Below are 14,763 nucleotides of genomic sequence, written 5' to 3'. Positions count from 1 at the left end.
CGGCCGAACCCGCCACCTCCTACGATGGGTCGATGACCAGCGGCGACGACCTGCAGTTCGTGGTGGTGCACGGCTACCGTCGCGCCTACCGACGCAAGGGCAAGGGGCCGGCCCTGCTCCTACTGCACGGCCTGGGTTGTGAGTCCAGCACCTGGGAGCCCGTCATGGACGCGCTCGCGGAGCACTACACGGTGATCGCGCCCGACCTGCTCGGCCACGGCGAGTCCGACAAGCCCGACGCCGACTACTCGCTCGGCGGCTACGCCAACGGCATGCGCGACCTGCTGACGATCCTCGGCATCAACAAGGTGACGGTCGTGGGCCACAGCTTCGGCGGTGGGGTGGCGATGCAGTTCGCCTACCAGTACCCCGACCGCACCGAGCGGATCGCGCTGGTGTCGTCGGGTGGCCTCGGCAAGGAGGTCACGCCGCTCATCCGCTTCCTGACCCTGCCCGGCAGTGGCACGGCGCTCGGCCTCGCGACCCTGCGCCCGTGGCGCCGGGCGGTCGCCGCCAGCATGCGCGGACTCTCGCGCACGGGCGTCCGTCAGCTGCGCGACCTCGGCGAGGTGGCCGCGATCTACGAGTCCTTCGCCGACCCGCGGGCCCGCCACGCGGTGCAACGCGTCACGAGCCACGTGCTCGACTGGCGCGGCCAGTTCGTCACGATGATCGACCGGACCTACCTGGCGCGCATCATCCCCGTGCTCGTCGTCTGGGGCGCCGACGACCTCGTCATACCCGCCTCGCACGCCGATGTCGCACGCAGCCAGGCGTGGTCGCACGTGCACGTGCTGCCCGACGCGGGCCACTTCCCGCACCGCGACCACCCGGAGCAGTTCGCGCAGATCCTCCACGACTTCGTGGCCGCGACCGACCCGGCCACCTACCACCGCAGCACCTGGCGCGCGATGCTGCGCCAGGGTCAGCCCGTGATGGACCCGGAGCCGCCGCCGGGACCGGGCGCGGTGACCGTGGCCGGCTGAACCGGCTGAACCGGCTGGACCGGCTGCTCGTCGACCGGCGCCAGGCCTCGTCGCTTGCGCCGCCCTCGGTTCCCCGACGCCCAGGCGCCCAGCGACACCGACGCCCAGCCGATGACGATGCCGGCGATGTCGTCGGCCAGGTAGTGCCAGCCGAAGTAGATGGTCGCCAGGACGGTGACCACGAAGAACGCCCAGGTGATCGCGCGGATCGCGAGCTTCTGGCCGGTGCGCTGCATGAACAGCGCCGCGGTGAACGTCACCGAGACGTGCAGCGAGGCGAAGCCCGCGACGCCGTGGATCTTCTCGCTCGCCCACGGGTCGGTGAGCACGTCGACCCTGTTGCGGAACAACGAGCGTTGCAGCTCGGTGACGTCGGTCGTGGCGAGGTCCCAGTACATCGACGGCTGCGCGAACGCCGGGCCGAGGGTCGGGAGCGCGTAGTAGCTGAGGACGCCGAGGATCCAGTTGAGGCACAGCGCCGTGGCGTACCAGGCGCCGATCGAGAAGTCGCGGTTGAGCACCAGGAAGGCGCCCAGCGTGATGGGGATGAGCGGCAGGTAGGCGATGTACGCGAACGACAGCACGTGCGCCATCACGTCGGTGCCGAGCAGGTTGTGCAGGACCGTGGCCGGGTTGTGGCCGAACATGAGCCAGTGGTCGAGCTCGAGGAGCTGGCGGTCGAACAGCACGCCCTCGCGGTACGTGGGCAGGTAGCTCTTGAGGTTGCGGTAGCTGACGTAGCTCGCGTAGAAGGTGATCAGTCCGGTCGCGATGTAGCCGACCCGCTTGAGCGACCACTCCTCCCGCACCACCTCGCGCGCGCCCTCGCCGATCTGCTTCCAGCCGCGACGACGCACGGCGGCGGGCACGATGCCGGCGGCGAAGAACAGCAGCGCCAGCAGCGGGAGGCGCACGTACGCCGGTCCGAGGAACCCCTCGGGGTCCTTCATGGGCAGATCGAGGTAGAGGGAGGAGAACACCGCGGCGCCCGTGACCGCCACGGACAGCGCGACGGCAAAGGTGTACGGCCAACGACGCATGGGCAACATCCTAGGGTGCATCGGCTAGGAGTTCCCTGAGACGCCGACCGTCGCGGTCGGCGCCCCAGGGCGGTTCGTCAGGCGTCGCCGCCCTCCTGGGCGACACCGCGGGTGGCGGTCGGGTCGTCGATGCGCAGCGACGTGAAGGCGTCGCGCACGACCGACTGCTCGACGAGCTCCTGCTGCGCGAGGCTCTGCAGCACCGAGACGACGATCGACTCCGCGTCGATCTGGAACACGCGACGTGCGGCGGCGCGCGTGTCGGCGAAGCCGAAGCCGTCGGCGCCCAGCGACTGCCACGGTCCGGGGACCCAGCGGGCGATCTGGTCGGGGACGGCCCGCATGTAGTCGCTCACCGCGAGCGTGACGTTCGCGTGGTCCATGAGCTGCGTCGTGATCCACGGGACCCGCTGGTACTCGCCCGGGTTGTTGAGGTTCCACTTCTCGGCGGCGACCGCGTCGCGCGCGAGCTCGTTCCACGACGTGACGGACCAGACGTCGGCCTTCACGTCGTACTGCTCGGCGAGCATCTCCTGCGCCTTCAGCGCCCACGGCAGCGCGACGCCCGAGGCCATGATCCGGGCCGTGTGCCGACCGCGCTCGCCGCGGCGGTACAGGTAGGCGCCCTTGAGCAGCGCGTCGACGTCGAGGTCCTCCGGCTCGGCCGGCTGGTTGATCGGCTCGTTGTAGACCGTCAGGTAGTAGAGGACGTCCTCGCCGTGCGGACGGTCGTCGGACGTGCCGTACATGCGACGCATGCCGTCCTTGACGATGTGCGCAATCTCGTAGCCGTACGCGGGGTCGTAGTGCACGACCGCCGGGTTGGTCTGCGCGATGAGGGGGGAGTGGCCGTCGGCGTGCTGGAGGCCCTCACCGGTCAGCGTCGTGCGACCCGCGGTGGCACCGATGAGGAACCCGCGCGCGAGCTGGTCGGCCATCGCCCAGATCGAGTCGGCGGTCCGCTGGAAGCCGAACATCGAGTAGAAGAGGTAGACGGGGATCATCGGCTCGCCGTGCGTGGAGTAGGCGCTGCCGGCCGCGATCGCCGACGCCATCGCGCCGGCCTCGCTGATGCCCTCGTGCAGCAGCTGGCCCTTCTCGGACTCCTTGTAGGCCAGGAGCAGCTTGCGGTCGACCGACTCGTACGTCTGGCCGGCCGGGTTGTAGATCTTCGCCGACGGGAACATCGAGTCCATGCCGAACGTGCGGTACTCATCGGGCGCGATGGGGACGATGCGGCGGCCGATCTCGGGGTCCTTCATGAGGTCGCGCAGGAGGCGCACGAAGGCCATCGTCGTCGCGATCTGCTGCTTGCCCGAGCCCTTGGAGAGCGCCGAGTAGGTGTCGGGCTCCGGGAGCTTGACCGACGCGGGATCGACCCGACGCGACGGGAGTCCGCCGCCCAGCGCGTCGCGGCGGGCGCGCATGTACTGGATCTCCTCGCTGTCCTCGCCCGGGTGGTAGAACGGCGCGAGGTTGTCGCCCTCGATCTGCGCATCGCTGACCGGGATGTTGAGCCGGTCGCGGAAGCCCTTGAGGTCGTCCTTCGTCAGCTTCTTCATCTGGTGCGTGGCGTTGCGGCCCTGGAAGGACTCGAGCAGCCAGCCCTTGATGGTGTGCGCCAGGATCACGGTCGGCTGGCCGGTGTGCTTCTGGGCGGCGTCGAACGCGGCGTAGACCTTGCGGTAGTCGTGGCCGCCGCGCGGCAGGCGCTCGATGTCCTCGTCGCTCAGGTGCTCGACCATGGCGCGCAGGCGCGGGTCGGGGCCGAAGAAGTTCTCGCGGTTGTACGCGCCGGACTCCACCGACAGCGTCTGGAACTCACCGTCGGGCGTGCGGTTCATCTGGTTGACAAGCACGCCGTCGACGTCGCGGGCGAGGAGGTCGTCCCACTCTCGGCCCCACACGACCTTGATCACGTTCCAGCCGGCGCCGCGGAAGTACGACTCCAGCTCCTGGATGATCTTGCCGTTGCCGCGCACCGGGCCGTCGAGCTGCTGCAGGTTGCAGTTGATGACGAACGTGAGGTTGTCGAGCTCCTCGCGCGCGGCGAGGCCGATGGCGCCGAGCGACTCCGGCTCGCCCATCTCGCCGTCGCCGAGGAACGTCCACACGTGCTGCTGGCTGGTGTCCTTGATGCCGCGGTCGTGCAGGTAGCGGTTGAACCGCGCCTGGTAGATGGAGTTGATGCCGCCGAGACCCATGGAGACCGTCGGGAACTCCCAGTAATCGGGCATGAGACGCGGGTGCGGGTAGGACGACAGTCCCTGGCCCGGGCCGTGGGAGTGCTCCTGGCGGAAGCGGTCGAGCTGCTGCTCGCTCAGGCGGCCCTCGAGGTAGGAGCGGGCGTAGATGCCGGGCGCTGCGTGGCCCTGGAAGTAGATGTGGTCGCCGCCGCCGGGGTGGTCCTTGCCGCGGAAGAAGTGGTTGAAGCCGACCTCGTAGAGGCTGGCCGCCGACTGGTAGCTGGCGATGTGGCCGCCCACGCCGAGGCCGGGCCGGTTCGCGCGCGAGACCATGACGGCCGCGTTCCAGCGGATGTAGGAGCGGATGCGTCGCTCGATCGCCTCGTTGCCGGGGAACCACGGCTCGTGCTCGGGCGGGATCGTGTTGATGAAGTCGGTGCTGCGCAGCGCCGGCACGCCGACGTTCTGCTCGCGGGCCCGCTCGAGGAGCTTGAGCATGACGTAGCGGGCGCGGGAGCGGCCTCGCTCGTCGACCATCTGGTCCAGTGAGGCGAGCCACTCGGACGTCTCGTCGGGATCGATGTCGGGCAGCTGCGTCGGCAGCCCCTCGTGGATGACAGCGGGGCGCTCGGTGGGGGACTGGCCGGTGGGCATGTGCGACTCCTGGGACGTCTTGTGGACCTCTCCATCTTTCCACGCCGGATTCGCTAGGGTGACACCGGCGGACGTTGTGAACATCTACCGATCAGTAGGAAAATCCCCTACTTTGCAGTAGGTTCTCGACCACCGCCGCACCCGACCCGGTCCCGGGCGGCACCGCCCCTCCAGGCGTGCCAGAGTGGGACCACACCACCGGACGAACTGAGGAGAACCGTTGGACGCCGCGAGGCTGGGCTTCAGCCCCGACACCGTCATCCAGGAGCTGGGCTGGGACGAGGACGTCGACAACGAGCTCCGCTCCGCGATCGAGGAGATCGTGGGCCACGCACTCGTCGACGGTGAGTCCGACGAGGTGGTCGACGGCGTCATCCTCTGGTGGCGCGACGACGACGGCGACCTCGTCGACGCGTTGTTCGACGCGCTCTCCGACCTCGCCGAGGGCGGGTCGATCTGGGTGCTGACGCCCAAGGTCGGGCGACCGGGCTACGTGACCGGCGCCGACATCGCCGAGGCGGCTCCCGTCGCGGGCCTGTCGACGACCACGACCTCCTCGGCGTCGGCCGAGTGGGCCGCCACCAAGCTCTCCACCCACAAGCGCTGAGTCCCAGGGTTCTTCGCGGCCCGCGCTGGGGCTCCGGAGGTTCGTCGCGTCCTAGGCTGGGGCCATGACGATCGACGTAGGCCAGACCGCCCCCGACTTCACCCTCAAGAGCCAGCACGGCGAGGACGTCGCCCTGTCGTCCTTCCGCGGACGTCCCGTGGCGCTCGTGTTCTTCCCGTTCGCCTTCAGCGGCATCTGCACCGGTGAGCTCTGCGAGATCCGCGACAACATCGGCGCCTTCGCCGACAGCGACGTCGAGGTGCTCGCGATCTCCTGCGACCACTTCTTCTCCAACCGCGCCTTCGCCGACGCGGAGGGCCTCACGTTCCCCGTGCTGAGCGACTTCTGGCCGCACGGCGAGGTCAGCCGCGCCTACGGCATCTTCAACGAGGGCGCGGGCGCGCCCGAGCGCGGCACCTACCTCGTCGACGCCGAGGGCGTCCTGCGCTGGAAGGTGGAGCACCCCATCGGCCAGGCGCGCGACTTCGACGCCTACCGCGCCGCGCTGGCCGAGCTCTGATGCTCGCCGCGTTCAGCGTCAGCCCGGTCAGCGCCGACGAGTCGGGGTCGGTGGCGGCCGCAGTCGCCGAGGCCGTGCGGGTCGTCCGTGCGTCGGGCCTGCCGTGCGAGACAACGTCGATGTTCACGACGATCGAGGGGGAGTGGGACGAGGTGATGGCGGTGGTGAAGGCTGCCGTCGACGCCGTCGCGGCGGTCTCGTCGCGGGTCTCGCTCGTGCTGAAGGCGGACATCCGTCCGGGGTTCACGGGCCAGCTGACGGCCAAGGTCGAGCGGCTGGAGGCGCACCTGCGCGACGACGGCTGAATTCGCCCGAGTTTCCCGCCCAAACGGCTGCGCGCGACACCCGTGCTGCGCCATGATGGGGGTGCTGCGGCCGCCCGGGACCCGAGACCCCGGCGGCCGCAGCCTCTGTCTGTCGGGGACCAGGTCGTCGCGCTCGCGTGCGGTAGGGTTCCCAGGCGTCCGACGCACTCGCCGGATGCACCCGGGGCGAATAGCTCAGCTGGTCAGAGCACTCGGCTTACACCCGAGCGGTCGGGGGTTCGAGTCCCTCTTCGCCCACCCGAGGACCCCGTCCGCCGGGTCGTCTCAGCCCTGCGGGCAGGACGAGCGGACGAGGCGCTCGATCTGCGCCAGACCGTCCGCGACGCCGTCGCCCTCGGCCTGGGCAACGACGGCCACGCCGTAGCGGTCGTGCAGGAGGCGGTATGCCCGCTCGACGTCACCGTCGACCAGCGCGACGATGCCGGCAGGGGTGCTGCGGGCGAGGCGCACGACGACGTCGTCGGTGCGCAGGCCACCGACCTTCTCCACGACGTCCTTCGCCGCGTCCGTCGTGCGGTCCTGCCCGCACTGCAGGTCCGGAGCGGTCACGGTGGCGGGCGCACCCGAGCAGCCGAGGAGCAGGACGAGGGTGCCGACGGCGAGCGCGCGACGCATGCGCCCACTGTCGTCCACAGGGCGCGACGCGGCAAGGAGCCGGTGTCGGCAGCGCCTGACACGATGACCGGGTGACCACCTCCACCGCCACCGCCACGGACGCGCTCGACGCCCTGCGTCGCCTCACCGGCCGACCCGACGCCCAGTTCCACGACGGGCAGCTCGAGGCGATCACGGCCCTCGTCGACGACCACCGGCGCGCGCTCGTCGTCCAGCGCACCGGCTGGGGGAAGTCGGCGGTCTACTTCGTCGCGACCTCGCTGCTGCGCGCGCGGGGCACCGGTCCCACGCTCCTGGTGTCCCCGCTCATCGCCCTCATGCGCGACCAGGTCGCCGCCGCCGCGCGCGCCGGGGTGCGGGCCGTCTCGATCAGCTCGGCCAACGCGCACGAGTGGGACGACGTGCGGGCCCGGCTCGACGCCGACGACGTCGACGTGCTGCTCGTGTCGCCCGAGCGCCTCACCAACCCCCGGTTCCGCGACGAGCAGCTGCCCGAGCTGCGCCGCCGCATCGGCCTGCTCGTCGTCGACGAGGCGCACTGCATCTCCGACTGGGGCCACGACTTCCGGCCCGACTACCGACGCCTCGCCGACCTCATCGACTCGATGCCCGACGGCGTGCCGGTGCTGGCCACCACCGCCACCGCCAACCAGCGGGTGGTCACCGATGTCGAGGAGCAGCTCGGTGCCTCCGGGCCCGGCGCTCCGGGCGACGCGGACGTCCTCACGCTGCGTGGCTCGCTGGCGCGCACGAGCCTGCGTCTGGGCTCGCTGCGGCTGCCCAGCTCCAAGGAACGGCTCGGCTGGCTGGTCTCGCACCTGGCCGAGCTGCCGGGCAGCGGCATCGTCTACACCCTCACGGTCTCGGCGGCGGAGGACCTCGCGCGGCTGCTCACCGAGGCGGGGCACGAGGTGGCGGCCTACACGGGACGCACCGACCCCGACGAGCGCGTGCGGCTCGAGCAGGCGCTGAAGGACGACCAGTTGAAGGCCCTCGTCGCCACCAGCGCGCTCGGCATGGGCTTCGACAAGCCCAACCTGGGCTTCGTCGTGCACCTCGGGGCGCCGTCCTCGCCCGTCGCGTACTACCAGCAGGTCGGCCGCGCGGGCCGCGCCACGGAGTCCGCCGACGTCCTGCTGCTGCCCGGGCCGGAGGACGCCGACATCTGGCGCTACTTCGCGACGGCGTCGATGCCGACGCAGGCCAAGGTCGACGCGGTGCTCGGCGCCCTGGGCAGCACGCCCACGTCGGTCGCTGCGCTGGAGGCGCAGGTCGACATCCGTCGCACACCGCTCGAGCTGCTGCTCAAGGTGCTCGACGTCGACGGTGCCGTGCGCCGTGTGCAGGGCGGCTGGGTCAGCACGGGGGAGCCGTGGGTCTACGACGCGCAGCGGTACGAGCGCATCGCACAGGCGCGCGAGGCCGAGCAGGAGGCCATGCTCGAGTACCAGGCCGGTCGCACCTGCCGGATGGAGCTGCTGCAGCGCCAGCTCGACGACCCGACCGCCGCGCCCTGCGGCCGCTGCGACGTGTGCGCAGGCCCCTGGTACCCGACGAGCACCGACGGCGAGGCCGTCGCGCGGGCCACGCAGTCGCTCGACCGTGTGGGGGTGCCCGTCGACCCTCGGGCGCAGTGGCCGTCCGGCGTCGGCCGGCTCGGGGTGGACGTCTCGGGTCGCATCCCGCCCGCGGAGCGGCCCGAGACCGGGCGGGTGGTCGCACGACTCACCGACCTTGGCTGGGGCGGCACGTTGCGCGAGCTGTTCGCCACGGGCGCGCCCGACGTCGCCGTGCCGGAGTCGCTGCTCGGTGCCTGTGCGCGGGCGCTGCGCGACTGGCCCTGGGCGGAGCGGCCGGTGGCGGTCGTCGCGATGCCGTCGGTCGCGCGCCCCACGTTGGTCGCATCGGTGGCCGAGGGGCTCGCGCGGCTCGGCCGACTCCCGCTGCTGCCGACCCTGCAGCTGGCGCCGGGCGCACCCCCGGCCACGCAGGGAGGCAACAGCGCGTTCCGGCTGGCGGGCGTGTGGGGGCGGTTCGTCGTACCCGACGACCTGCAGCAGGCGCTCGCCGGGCTCTCCGGTCCGGTTCTGCTCGTCGACGACCTCGTCGACAGCCGCTGGACCATGGCCGTGGCGTCGCGCGAGCTGCGCCTCGCCGGGGCCGACGCGGTGCTGCCGTTCGCGCTCGGCTCGGTGGGGTAGGGCCGCGGTCGGGTCGTAGGGTGGCCGCCATGCCGACCTTGCGTGACGTCGTCCGCGTGCTCGACGAGCTCTACGACCCGCGGTGGGCCGACGACTGGGACGCCGTGGGCACCGTCGTCGGCGACCCGGACGCCGAGGTGTCACGCATCCTCCTCGCCGTCGACCCCGTCCAGGCGGTCGCCGACGAGGCCGTCGCCCGCGGAGCCGACCTCCTCCTCACGCACCACCCCCTGTACCTCAAGGGCGTCACGTCGGTCGCTGCCACGACGCCGAAGGGCCGGGTCGTGCACACCCTCGCCTCGCACGAGGTGGCCCTGCACACCTGTCACACCAACGCCGACTCGCCGCCGCTCGGCGTCTCGGAGTCGATGGCCCTGGCCCTCGGGCTCACCGACGTCCGCCCGCTCGACGTCGACACCGATCCAGGGCTCGACGCGTGGGTCGTGCACGTGCCGCGCGCCGACGCCGACGCGGTGGCCGCTGCCATGCACGAGGCGGGTGCCGGCAGCATCGGCGACTACGACTCGGCGGTCTTCCGTTCCGACGGCACGGGCTCGTTCCGGCCGCTCGCCGGCGCCAACCCGGCGATCGGCGAGGTCGGGGCGCTCGAGCACGTCGAGGAGACCCGCCTCGAGCTCGTGGCCCCGGCCGCGGTGCGTGAGTCCGTCCGCTCCGCCCTGCTGCAGGCCCACCCCTACGAGGAGGTCTCCTACCTCCTCCTGCCCACGGCAGCGCGACCGAGCGACCGCGGCAGCGGACGCATCGGCGTGCTCGCGCAGCCCACGACGCTGGGGGAGTTCGTCGAGCACGTCCACCGCACCCTCCCCGCGCACGGCAGCGCCACCCGCGTGGCCGGCGACCTCGACCGGACGGTGCGCACGGTCGCGCTGTGCGGCGGATCGGGCGACTTCCTGCTGTCGACGGCCGACGCGGCCGGCGCCGACGTCTACGTCACGTCCGACCTGAAGCACCACCCGGTGAGCGAGCACCTCGAGCGTCCGGGGGCATGCGCCGTCGTCGACGTGCCGCACTGGGCGGCGGAGTGGACGTGGCTGCCGGTGGCGGCGTCCGCACTGCAGGACCGGCTGGGCGATACGGTTGACGTCCACGTGTCGACGCTCGTGACCGATCCTTGGTCGCACGCGCTGGCTCCCGCACCCAGGAGGACCCCCTGAAAGCCGAACCGTCCGCCCAGCAGACCCTGCTGGAGCTGCAGACCCAGGACTCCGCCCTCGCCCGTCTGCAGCACCGACGCGGCACCCTGCCCGAGATCGCGCGCATCGAGGAGCTGACGCAGGAGGTCGCGCAGCTGCGCGGGCGCCAGATCGAGGTCGAGACGAAGGTCAGCGACCTCGCCCGGGTGCAGGCGAAGGCCGAGGCGGAGGTCGAGCAGGTCAAGGCGCGACGCACGCGCGACGAGGAGCGTCTCTCCTCCGGGGCGATCACCAACCCCAAGGACCTCGAGAACCTGCAGCACGAGCTGGGTGCGCTCGAGCGCCGCATCGGGACGCTCGAGGACGAGGAGCTCACCGTCATGGAGGACCTCGAGATCGCCGAGGCGGAGCTGCGTGCCGTCACGGCCGACCACGACGCCCTGGTCGCGGAGCTCGAGCACGTCACCGCGGCGCGCGACGCCGCCGTCGCCGCCATCGACGACGAGATCGTCTCGGTGCAGAGCGAGCGCGAGTCGACCGCGCCGGCCGTCCCGAAGGACCTCCTGGCGCTCTACGACAAGGTCCGGGGCCAGTACGGCGGGCTCGGCGCTGCCGCGCTGCGGGCGCGTCGCTGCGAGGGATGCCGCCTGGAGCTCAACGGGGCCGACCTGCGCGAGCTGGCAGCCCGCCCGGAGGACGACGTCCTGCGCTGCCCCGAGTGCAGCCGCATCCTCGTCCGGACGGCCGAGTCCGGGCTGTGAGTACCACCCGCGTCGTCGTCGAGGCCGACGGCGGGTCACGGGGCAACCCGGGACCCGCCTCCTACGGAGCCCTCGTGCGCGACGCGGACACCGGCGAGGTGATCGCCACGCGGGGCGAGACGATCGGCACCGCCACCAACAACGTCGCCGAGTACCGCGGCCTCATCGCCGGTCTCGAGCTCGCGGCCGAGCACGCACCGGGTGCCGACGTCGAGGTCCGCATGGACTCCAAGCTGGTCGTCGAGCAGATGGCGGGCCGATGGAAGGTCAAGCACCCCTCGATGCAGCCGCTCGCGGCGCAGGCCCGAGAGCTCGCAGGAGCGGTCACGGACTGGACGTGGGTGCCGCGGGAGCGCAACGCCGCCGCCGACGCGCTCGCGAACGAGGCGCTCGACGCGCAGGCGCGCACGGGCAAGCCCGCCGTCGTCGGCACCGGCGTCCGGCAGGAGACCAGCGCCCCACGACCCGCCGACGACGTGACGGCCCCGGTCGACGCACCGGCAGCCGGCGGCGCGAAGGACACCAACCCGCTGCTCGGCTGGCGCGGCGACATGCACGGACGCCCGACCACGCTGGTGCTCCTGCGCCACGGGGTCACGGCCAACACCCAGCGCAAGCTCTTCTGCGGGCGCGGCGGCTCCGACCCCGGTCTCGTCGCCGAGGGGGAGTCCCAGGCCGCCCGCGCGGCGGCGTGGATCGCGCGCCACCACGACGTCGACGCCATCGTCGCGTCCCCGCTGCGGCGGACGCAGGAGACGGCCGGCTTCGTCGCCCGCGAGACCGGGCTGGAGGTCGCGGTCGACGACGGCGTCGAGGAGGCAGCCTTCGGCGACTGGGACGGCCACGGGTTCGGCGACATCATGGAGCGTTGGCCCGAGGAGATGTCGGCCTGGCTCGCCTCCACGTCGGTCGCCCCGCCCGGTGGCGAGTCCTTCGACGAGGTCCAGGAGCGGGTGCGTGAGGCGCGCGACCGGATCCTCGCCGACCACGCGGGGGAGACCGTCGTCGTGGTCAGCCACGTCACCCCCATCAAGCTCATGACGCGCCTGGCGCTCGACGGCCCGATGTCGATCATCCACCGGATGGAGCTGGCCCCCGCCAGCATCACCACGATCGCGTGGTGGCCCGACGGCACGCCGTCGCTGCGCGGGTTCTCGATCGTCCCCGAGTAGCCCTGCGGCCGGACGGGTCGGGCCCAGACAGGTAGAGCCCCGACGGGTCAGTGCGCGCCGGTCGTGACGACGTCGAGGCGGGTGCCGTCCTGCTCGACCGTCCAGCCGAGGTCGCGCCAGGCGACGACGAGCTCGTCGACCGACGTCGGCTGCGCCCCCTCGACGAGGAGGGCGCGGACCAGTCGTCCCTTCGTCGCCTTGTTGAAGTGGCTGACGACCGTGCGGCGCCCGTCCTGCTCGTGCAGGACGCGCACGGTCGCGGTGCGTGGCGCCAGGTCGGCGGACGGCTTGCCGAGGTTCACGTACGCCCCGGACCGCAGGTCGACCAGCAGACCGCCGTCGGCGGCCTCGTCGAGCACGTCAGGCAGCACGGGACGCCAGCGTCCCGCGACCGGCCCGAGCCGCGGCAGCGTGACCGTGCCCGACAGCCGGTACGCCGGGATCGGGTCGCCGACGCGGACGAGCCCGAAGAGCGCGCTCGCGACGGCGACGGACGCGTCGGCACGCGCCGTCGCGTCGGTGTCGAGGGAGGCGAGGTCGAGCTCGCCGAACAGCACCCCGGTGTAGACCGACCCGGCAGGGGCGCACGGCACCTCGAACAGGCGGGCGTCGGTCTCGATCGCGTCAGCCTGCGTCGGGCCGAGGCCGAGCACCTCGGCCGCCCGGCGCGTGGCGGCCAGTCGCACGAGCGCGCGGGACACCTGGTCGCGCACGCGGTGCAGCCGCGGGAACGACAGCGCCTCGAGGTCGAGCGTGGGGCCGTCGGCCGGTGCGGTCTTGCCCTCGGAGGGCGGGAGCAGGATCAGCACCCGGCGAGCCTATCGAGGTCGCATCGGACCGCAGCGCGCCGGCTGGTCAGCGCAGACCCTCGACGACCAGCAGCACGCCGAAGATCGCGAACGCCGCCGCAGCACCGATCTTGATGACCTTCTCGGGCAGGTGCTTCCCGAGGACCGCGCCCACGACGATCGCGAGGGCATCGGCGGCGACCATGCCGACGGTGCTGCCGATCCAGGTGCCGAGCCAGTCCTCGCGGACGGCGAGCGTGATGGTCGCCAGCATCGTCTTGTCACCCAGCTCGGCCAGGAAGAACGCCAGACCGACGGCCAGGAGCGCCGAGCCGGTGGCCTTCTTGGCCTTGTCGGCCTCGTCGTCGGTCAGCTCGTCGCCGCGCAGCGTCCAGGCCGCGAAGCCGAGGAAGGCGATGCCGGCCGCGATCGCGATCGGTCCCTGGTACTGCTCGAAGCTGGAGCCGATCGCGTAGCCGATGCCGACCGACGCGAGGTGGACGATCGCGGTCGCCAGGGTGATGCCGAGCAGCACGTCGCGTGCGCGGTACCGGGTGGCGAACGTCATCGCCATCAGCTGGCTCTTGTCGCCGAGCTCGGCGACGAAGATGACGGCGGCACTGAGCCACAGGGCCTCGAACATGGGATTCTCCTCGTCCGGACCAGGACGAGGAGCCACGATCGACGAGCCTCGACCCGGACCGTCGTGTGTGTACGACATTCGGGTCGAAAGTCTCGTCCGCCGGACCGTTCTCACGGTCCTGGCCCGCTGCACCGGAGGCGGGGCCCGAGGGCCCGGCATCAGTATGTCGACGCAGCGATTGGGGACTACTCCCTTTCGCGACCCTCACCCTAGGGCATCGAGGATGCGCAGCGCATCGTGACGTCGGTCCCACGGGACGACGAGGTGGTCGTGGTGGAAGCCAGCCACGACGTTGCAGGCGATCTGCTCGGCGGCGAGAGCGGTGGAGATGGAGCTGGTGAGCCCGACGGCGTCGAGTGCCGACACCACGGCGAGCGTGATCCACGCGCCCACGAACTCGTACACGAGCCCGTCCTCCTCGGCCTCCACCTGCTCGACCACGACCGTGAGGCCCTCCCGCTCGCGCACGGTGGCGAGCGCCGTCGAGGTGTCGAAGCCGGGCGCGACGATCGCGTACACGACCGGCTCCGGGTGCAGGCGCGGGCGCAGCTCGCCGACCGCCGACGTCGTCCGGGCTTCGTCCTCGAGCTCCACGCGTCCAGCGTAGACGTGTCCGGGGTCCCGGGCCGGGTCGGCTGCGGCCTAGACTGGACGACGAACGAGGCGGCCGGGCGGCCGCGGCGGGCTCCGGTCCGTCGAGGAAAGTCCGGACTCCACAGAGCACGGTGGTGGCCAACAGCCACCCACGGCGACGTGCGGGACAGTGCCACAGAGAACAGACCGCCAGCGGCCCCGCGGCCTTCGGGCCACGGGGTGCGGGCAAGGGTGAAACGGTGAGGTAAGAGCTCACCAGCGACGTCGGCGACGGCGTCGGCTCGGTAAACCCCACCGGGAGCAAGACCAAGAGGGCGCTCCGGCGCCTGCGCTGACGGGCTGCTCGTCCGACGTCAGCGGGTAGGTCGCTCGAGGCGCGCAGCAATGCGTGACCCAGATGGATGGTCGCCCCCCGGCCCTCGGGCCGGGGACAGAATCCGGCTTACAGGCCGCCTCGTTCCCCCCTCTTCATCCATCGCCGCCCGGGGCCCGTCACCCCTGCCGGCGCCCGGCTCT

The 14,763-nt window shown here is 72.0% G+C and carries 14 protein-coding genes, 1 tRNA gene and 1 other RNA gene; 10 read left to right on the top strand and 6 right to left on the bottom strand.

The genetic code is table 11. The features are described 5' to 3' along the window. The first annotated feature begins 32 nt into the window (after positions 1 to 32). Complete coding sequence (locus tag A6Q81_RS02595) at positions 33 to 986, top strand: alpha/beta fold hydrolase (RefSeq protein ID WP_286689433.1); 954 nt, start codon at positions 33 to 35, stop codon at positions 984 to 986. On the opposite strand, the gene A6Q81_RS02590 is transcribed toward A6Q81_RS02595, so the two are convergent. Together A6Q81_RS02590 and aceE are read right to left on the bottom strand one after the other, a co-directional pair. After that, entirely contained in the window at positions 926 to 2,026 is a 1,101-nt protein-coding gene (locus A6Q81_RS02590; protein ID WP_286689432.1) for a phosphatase PAP2 family protein, read from the bottom strand. The two genes, A6Q81_RS02595 and A6Q81_RS02590, sit on opposite strands and share 61 nt — an antisense overlap. 77 nt (positions 2,027 to 2,103) lie before the next feature. After that, on the bottom strand, positions 2,104 to 4,866 hold the full coding sequence (gene aceE, locus A6Q81_RS02585; protein WP_286689431.1) for a pyruvate dehydrogenase (acetyl-transferring), homodimeric type: 2,763 nt from the start codon (positions 4,864 to 4,866) through the stop codon (positions 2,104 to 2,106). Positions 4,867 to 5,086: 220 nt separating this feature from the next. Between aceE and A6Q81_RS02580 the strand changes: the two genes are divergently transcribed. From A6Q81_RS02580 to A6Q81_RS02565, 4 genes are all read left to right on the top strand, one after another. Further along, complete coding sequence (locus A6Q81_RS02580) at positions 5,087 to 5,473, top strand: DUF3052 domain-containing protein (protein WP_067858566.1); 387 nt, start codon at positions 5,087 to 5,089, stop codon at positions 5,471 to 5,473. A 64-nt stretch (positions 5,474 to 5,537) separates the two neighbouring features. Next, the gene (locus A6Q81_RS02575; RefSeq protein WP_286689430.1) at positions 5,538 to 5,993 is read left to right on the top strand and encodes a peroxiredoxin; all 456 of its coding nucleotides are present in this window, start codon (positions 5,538 to 5,540) and stop codon (positions 5,991 to 5,993) included. Further along, positions 5,993 to 6,298 carry a thiamine-binding protein gene (locus A6Q81_RS02570; RefSeq protein ID WP_286689429.1) on the top strand — a complete coding sequence of 102 codons (306 nt, stop codon included), beginning with the start codon at positions 5,993 to 5,995 and terminating at the stop codon, positions 6,296 to 6,298. The genes A6Q81_RS02575 and A6Q81_RS02570 overlap by 1 nt, the downstream gene beginning before the upstream one ends. 184 nt (positions 6,299 to 6,482) lie before the next feature. Next, positions 6,483 to 6,556, top strand: a tRNA-Val gene (locus A6Q81_RS02565). 27 nt (positions 6,557 to 6,583) lie between these two features. On the opposite strand, the gene A6Q81_RS02560 is transcribed toward A6Q81_RS02565, so the two are convergent. Then, complete coding sequence (locus A6Q81_RS02560; RefSeq protein WP_286689428.1) at positions 6,584 to 6,934, bottom strand: hypothetical protein; 351 nt, start codon at positions 6,932 to 6,934, stop codon at positions 6,584 to 6,586. 71 nt (positions 6,935 to 7,005) lie between these two features. On the opposite strand from A6Q81_RS02560, the gene A6Q81_RS02555 reads away from it, so the two are divergent. The 4 genes from A6Q81_RS02555 to A6Q81_RS02540 are packed head-to-tail and all read left to right on the top strand — an operon-like array spanning position 7,006 to position 12,222. Next, positions 7,006 to 9,135 carry a RecQ family ATP-dependent DNA helicase gene (locus A6Q81_RS02555; protein WP_286689427.1) on the top strand — a complete coding sequence of 710 codons (2,130 nt, stop codon included), beginning with the start codon at positions 7,006 to 7,008 and terminating at the stop codon, positions 9,133 to 9,135. Positions 9,136 to 9,164: 29 nt separating this feature from the next. Next, positions 9,165 to 10,310: a Nif3-like dinuclear metal center hexameric protein gene (locus A6Q81_RS02550; RefSeq protein WP_286689426.1), complete on the top strand. Its 1,146-nt coding sequence runs from the start codon at positions 9,165 to 9,167 to the stop codon at positions 10,308 to 10,310. Then, positions 10,268 to 11,050 (top strand): zinc ribbon domain-containing protein, encoded by a 783-nt coding sequence (locus tag A6Q81_RS02545; protein WP_286689425.1) that lies wholly within the window; start codon positions 10,268 to 10,270, stop codon positions 11,048 to 11,050. The genes A6Q81_RS02550 and A6Q81_RS02545 overlap by 43 nt, the downstream gene beginning before the upstream one ends. Next, the gene (locus A6Q81_RS02540; protein WP_286689424.1) at positions 11,047 to 12,222 is read left to right on the top strand and encodes a bifunctional RNase H/acid phosphatase; all 1,176 of its coding nucleotides are present in this window, start codon (positions 11,047 to 11,049) and stop codon (positions 12,220 to 12,222) included. Before A6Q81_RS02545 ends, A6Q81_RS02540 begins: the two co-directional genes overlap by 4 nt. A 47-nt stretch (positions 12,223 to 12,269) precedes the next feature. Here the strand turns inward: A6Q81_RS02540 and A6Q81_RS02535 are convergent, their stop codons facing one another. The 3 genes from A6Q81_RS02535 to A6Q81_RS02525 form a co-directional block, all read right to left on the bottom strand. Beyond that, positions 12,270 to 13,031 carry a YaaA family protein gene (locus tag A6Q81_RS02535; protein WP_286689423.1) on the bottom strand — a complete coding sequence of 254 codons (762 nt, stop codon included), beginning with the start codon at positions 13,029 to 13,031 and terminating at the stop codon, positions 12,270 to 12,272. Positions 13,032 to 13,077: 46 nt separating this feature from the next. Continuing rightward, positions 13,078 to 13,653, bottom strand: coding sequence for a TMEM165/GDT1 family protein (locus A6Q81_RS02530; RefSeq protein ID WP_286689422.1), 576 nt, complete (start codon positions 13,651 to 13,653; stop codon positions 13,078 to 13,080). 204 nt (positions 13,654 to 13,857) lie between these two features. Continuing rightward, positions 13,858 to 14,247 (bottom strand): ACT domain-containing protein, encoded by a 390-nt coding sequence (locus tag A6Q81_RS02525; protein WP_286689421.1) that lies wholly within the window; start codon positions 14,245 to 14,247, stop codon positions 13,858 to 13,860. Positions 14,248 to 14,312: 65 nt separating this feature from the next. Here A6Q81_RS02525 and rnpB point away from each other — a divergent pair. Continuing rightward, positions 14,313 to 14,708, top strand: an RNA gene (rnpB, locus tag A6Q81_RS02520) — RNase P RNA component class A. The last annotated feature ends 55 nt before the right edge of the window (positions 14,709 to 14,763 follow it).

It is taken from the genome of Aeromicrobium sp. REDSEA-S38_B2, assembly GCF_001628525.1.
In the GTDB taxonomy this organism is placed as follows: Bacteria; Actinomycetota; Actinomycetes; order Propionibacteriales; family Nocardioidaceae; genus Aeromicrobium; species Aeromicrobium erythreum.
The sequence above is the reverse complement of the archived record's forward strand: the minus strand, read 5'-3'. Positions and strand labels throughout refer to the sequence as shown.

Bases quoted from the DNA above. Each gene is read 5' to 3' on its own strand.
- A6Q81_RS02575 (WP_286689430.1), top strand. From the start codon at position 5,538: ATGACGATCGACGTAGGCCAGACCGCCCCCGACTTCACCCTCAAGAGC.
- A6Q81_RS02595 (WP_286689433.1), top strand. From the start codon at position 33: ATGACCAGCGGCGACGACCTGCAGTTCGTGGTGGTGCACGGCTACCGT.
- aceE (WP_286689431.1), bottom strand. From the start codon at position 4,866: ATGCCCACCGGCCAGTCCCCCACCGAGCGCCCCGCTGTCATCCACGAG.
- A6Q81_RS02530 (WP_286689422.1), bottom strand. From the start codon at position 13,653: ATGTTCGAGGCCCTGTGGCTCAGTGCCGCCGTCATCTTCGTCGCCGAG.
- A6Q81_RS02590 (WP_286689432.1), bottom strand. From the start codon at position 2,026: ATGCGTCGTTGGCCGTACACCTTTGCCGTCGCGCTGTCCGTGGCGGTC.
- A6Q81_RS02570 (WP_286689429.1), top strand. From the start codon at position 5,993: ATGCTCGCCGCGTTCAGCGTCAGCCCGGTCAGCGCCGACGAGTCGGGG.
- A6Q81_RS02550 (WP_286689426.1), top strand. From the start codon at position 9,165: ATGCCGACCTTGCGTGACGTCGTCCGCGTGCTCGACGAGCTCTACGAC.
- A6Q81_RS02560 (WP_286689428.1), bottom strand. From the start codon at position 6,934: ATGCGTCGCGCGCTCGCCGTCGGCACCCTCGTCCTGCTCCTCGGCTGC.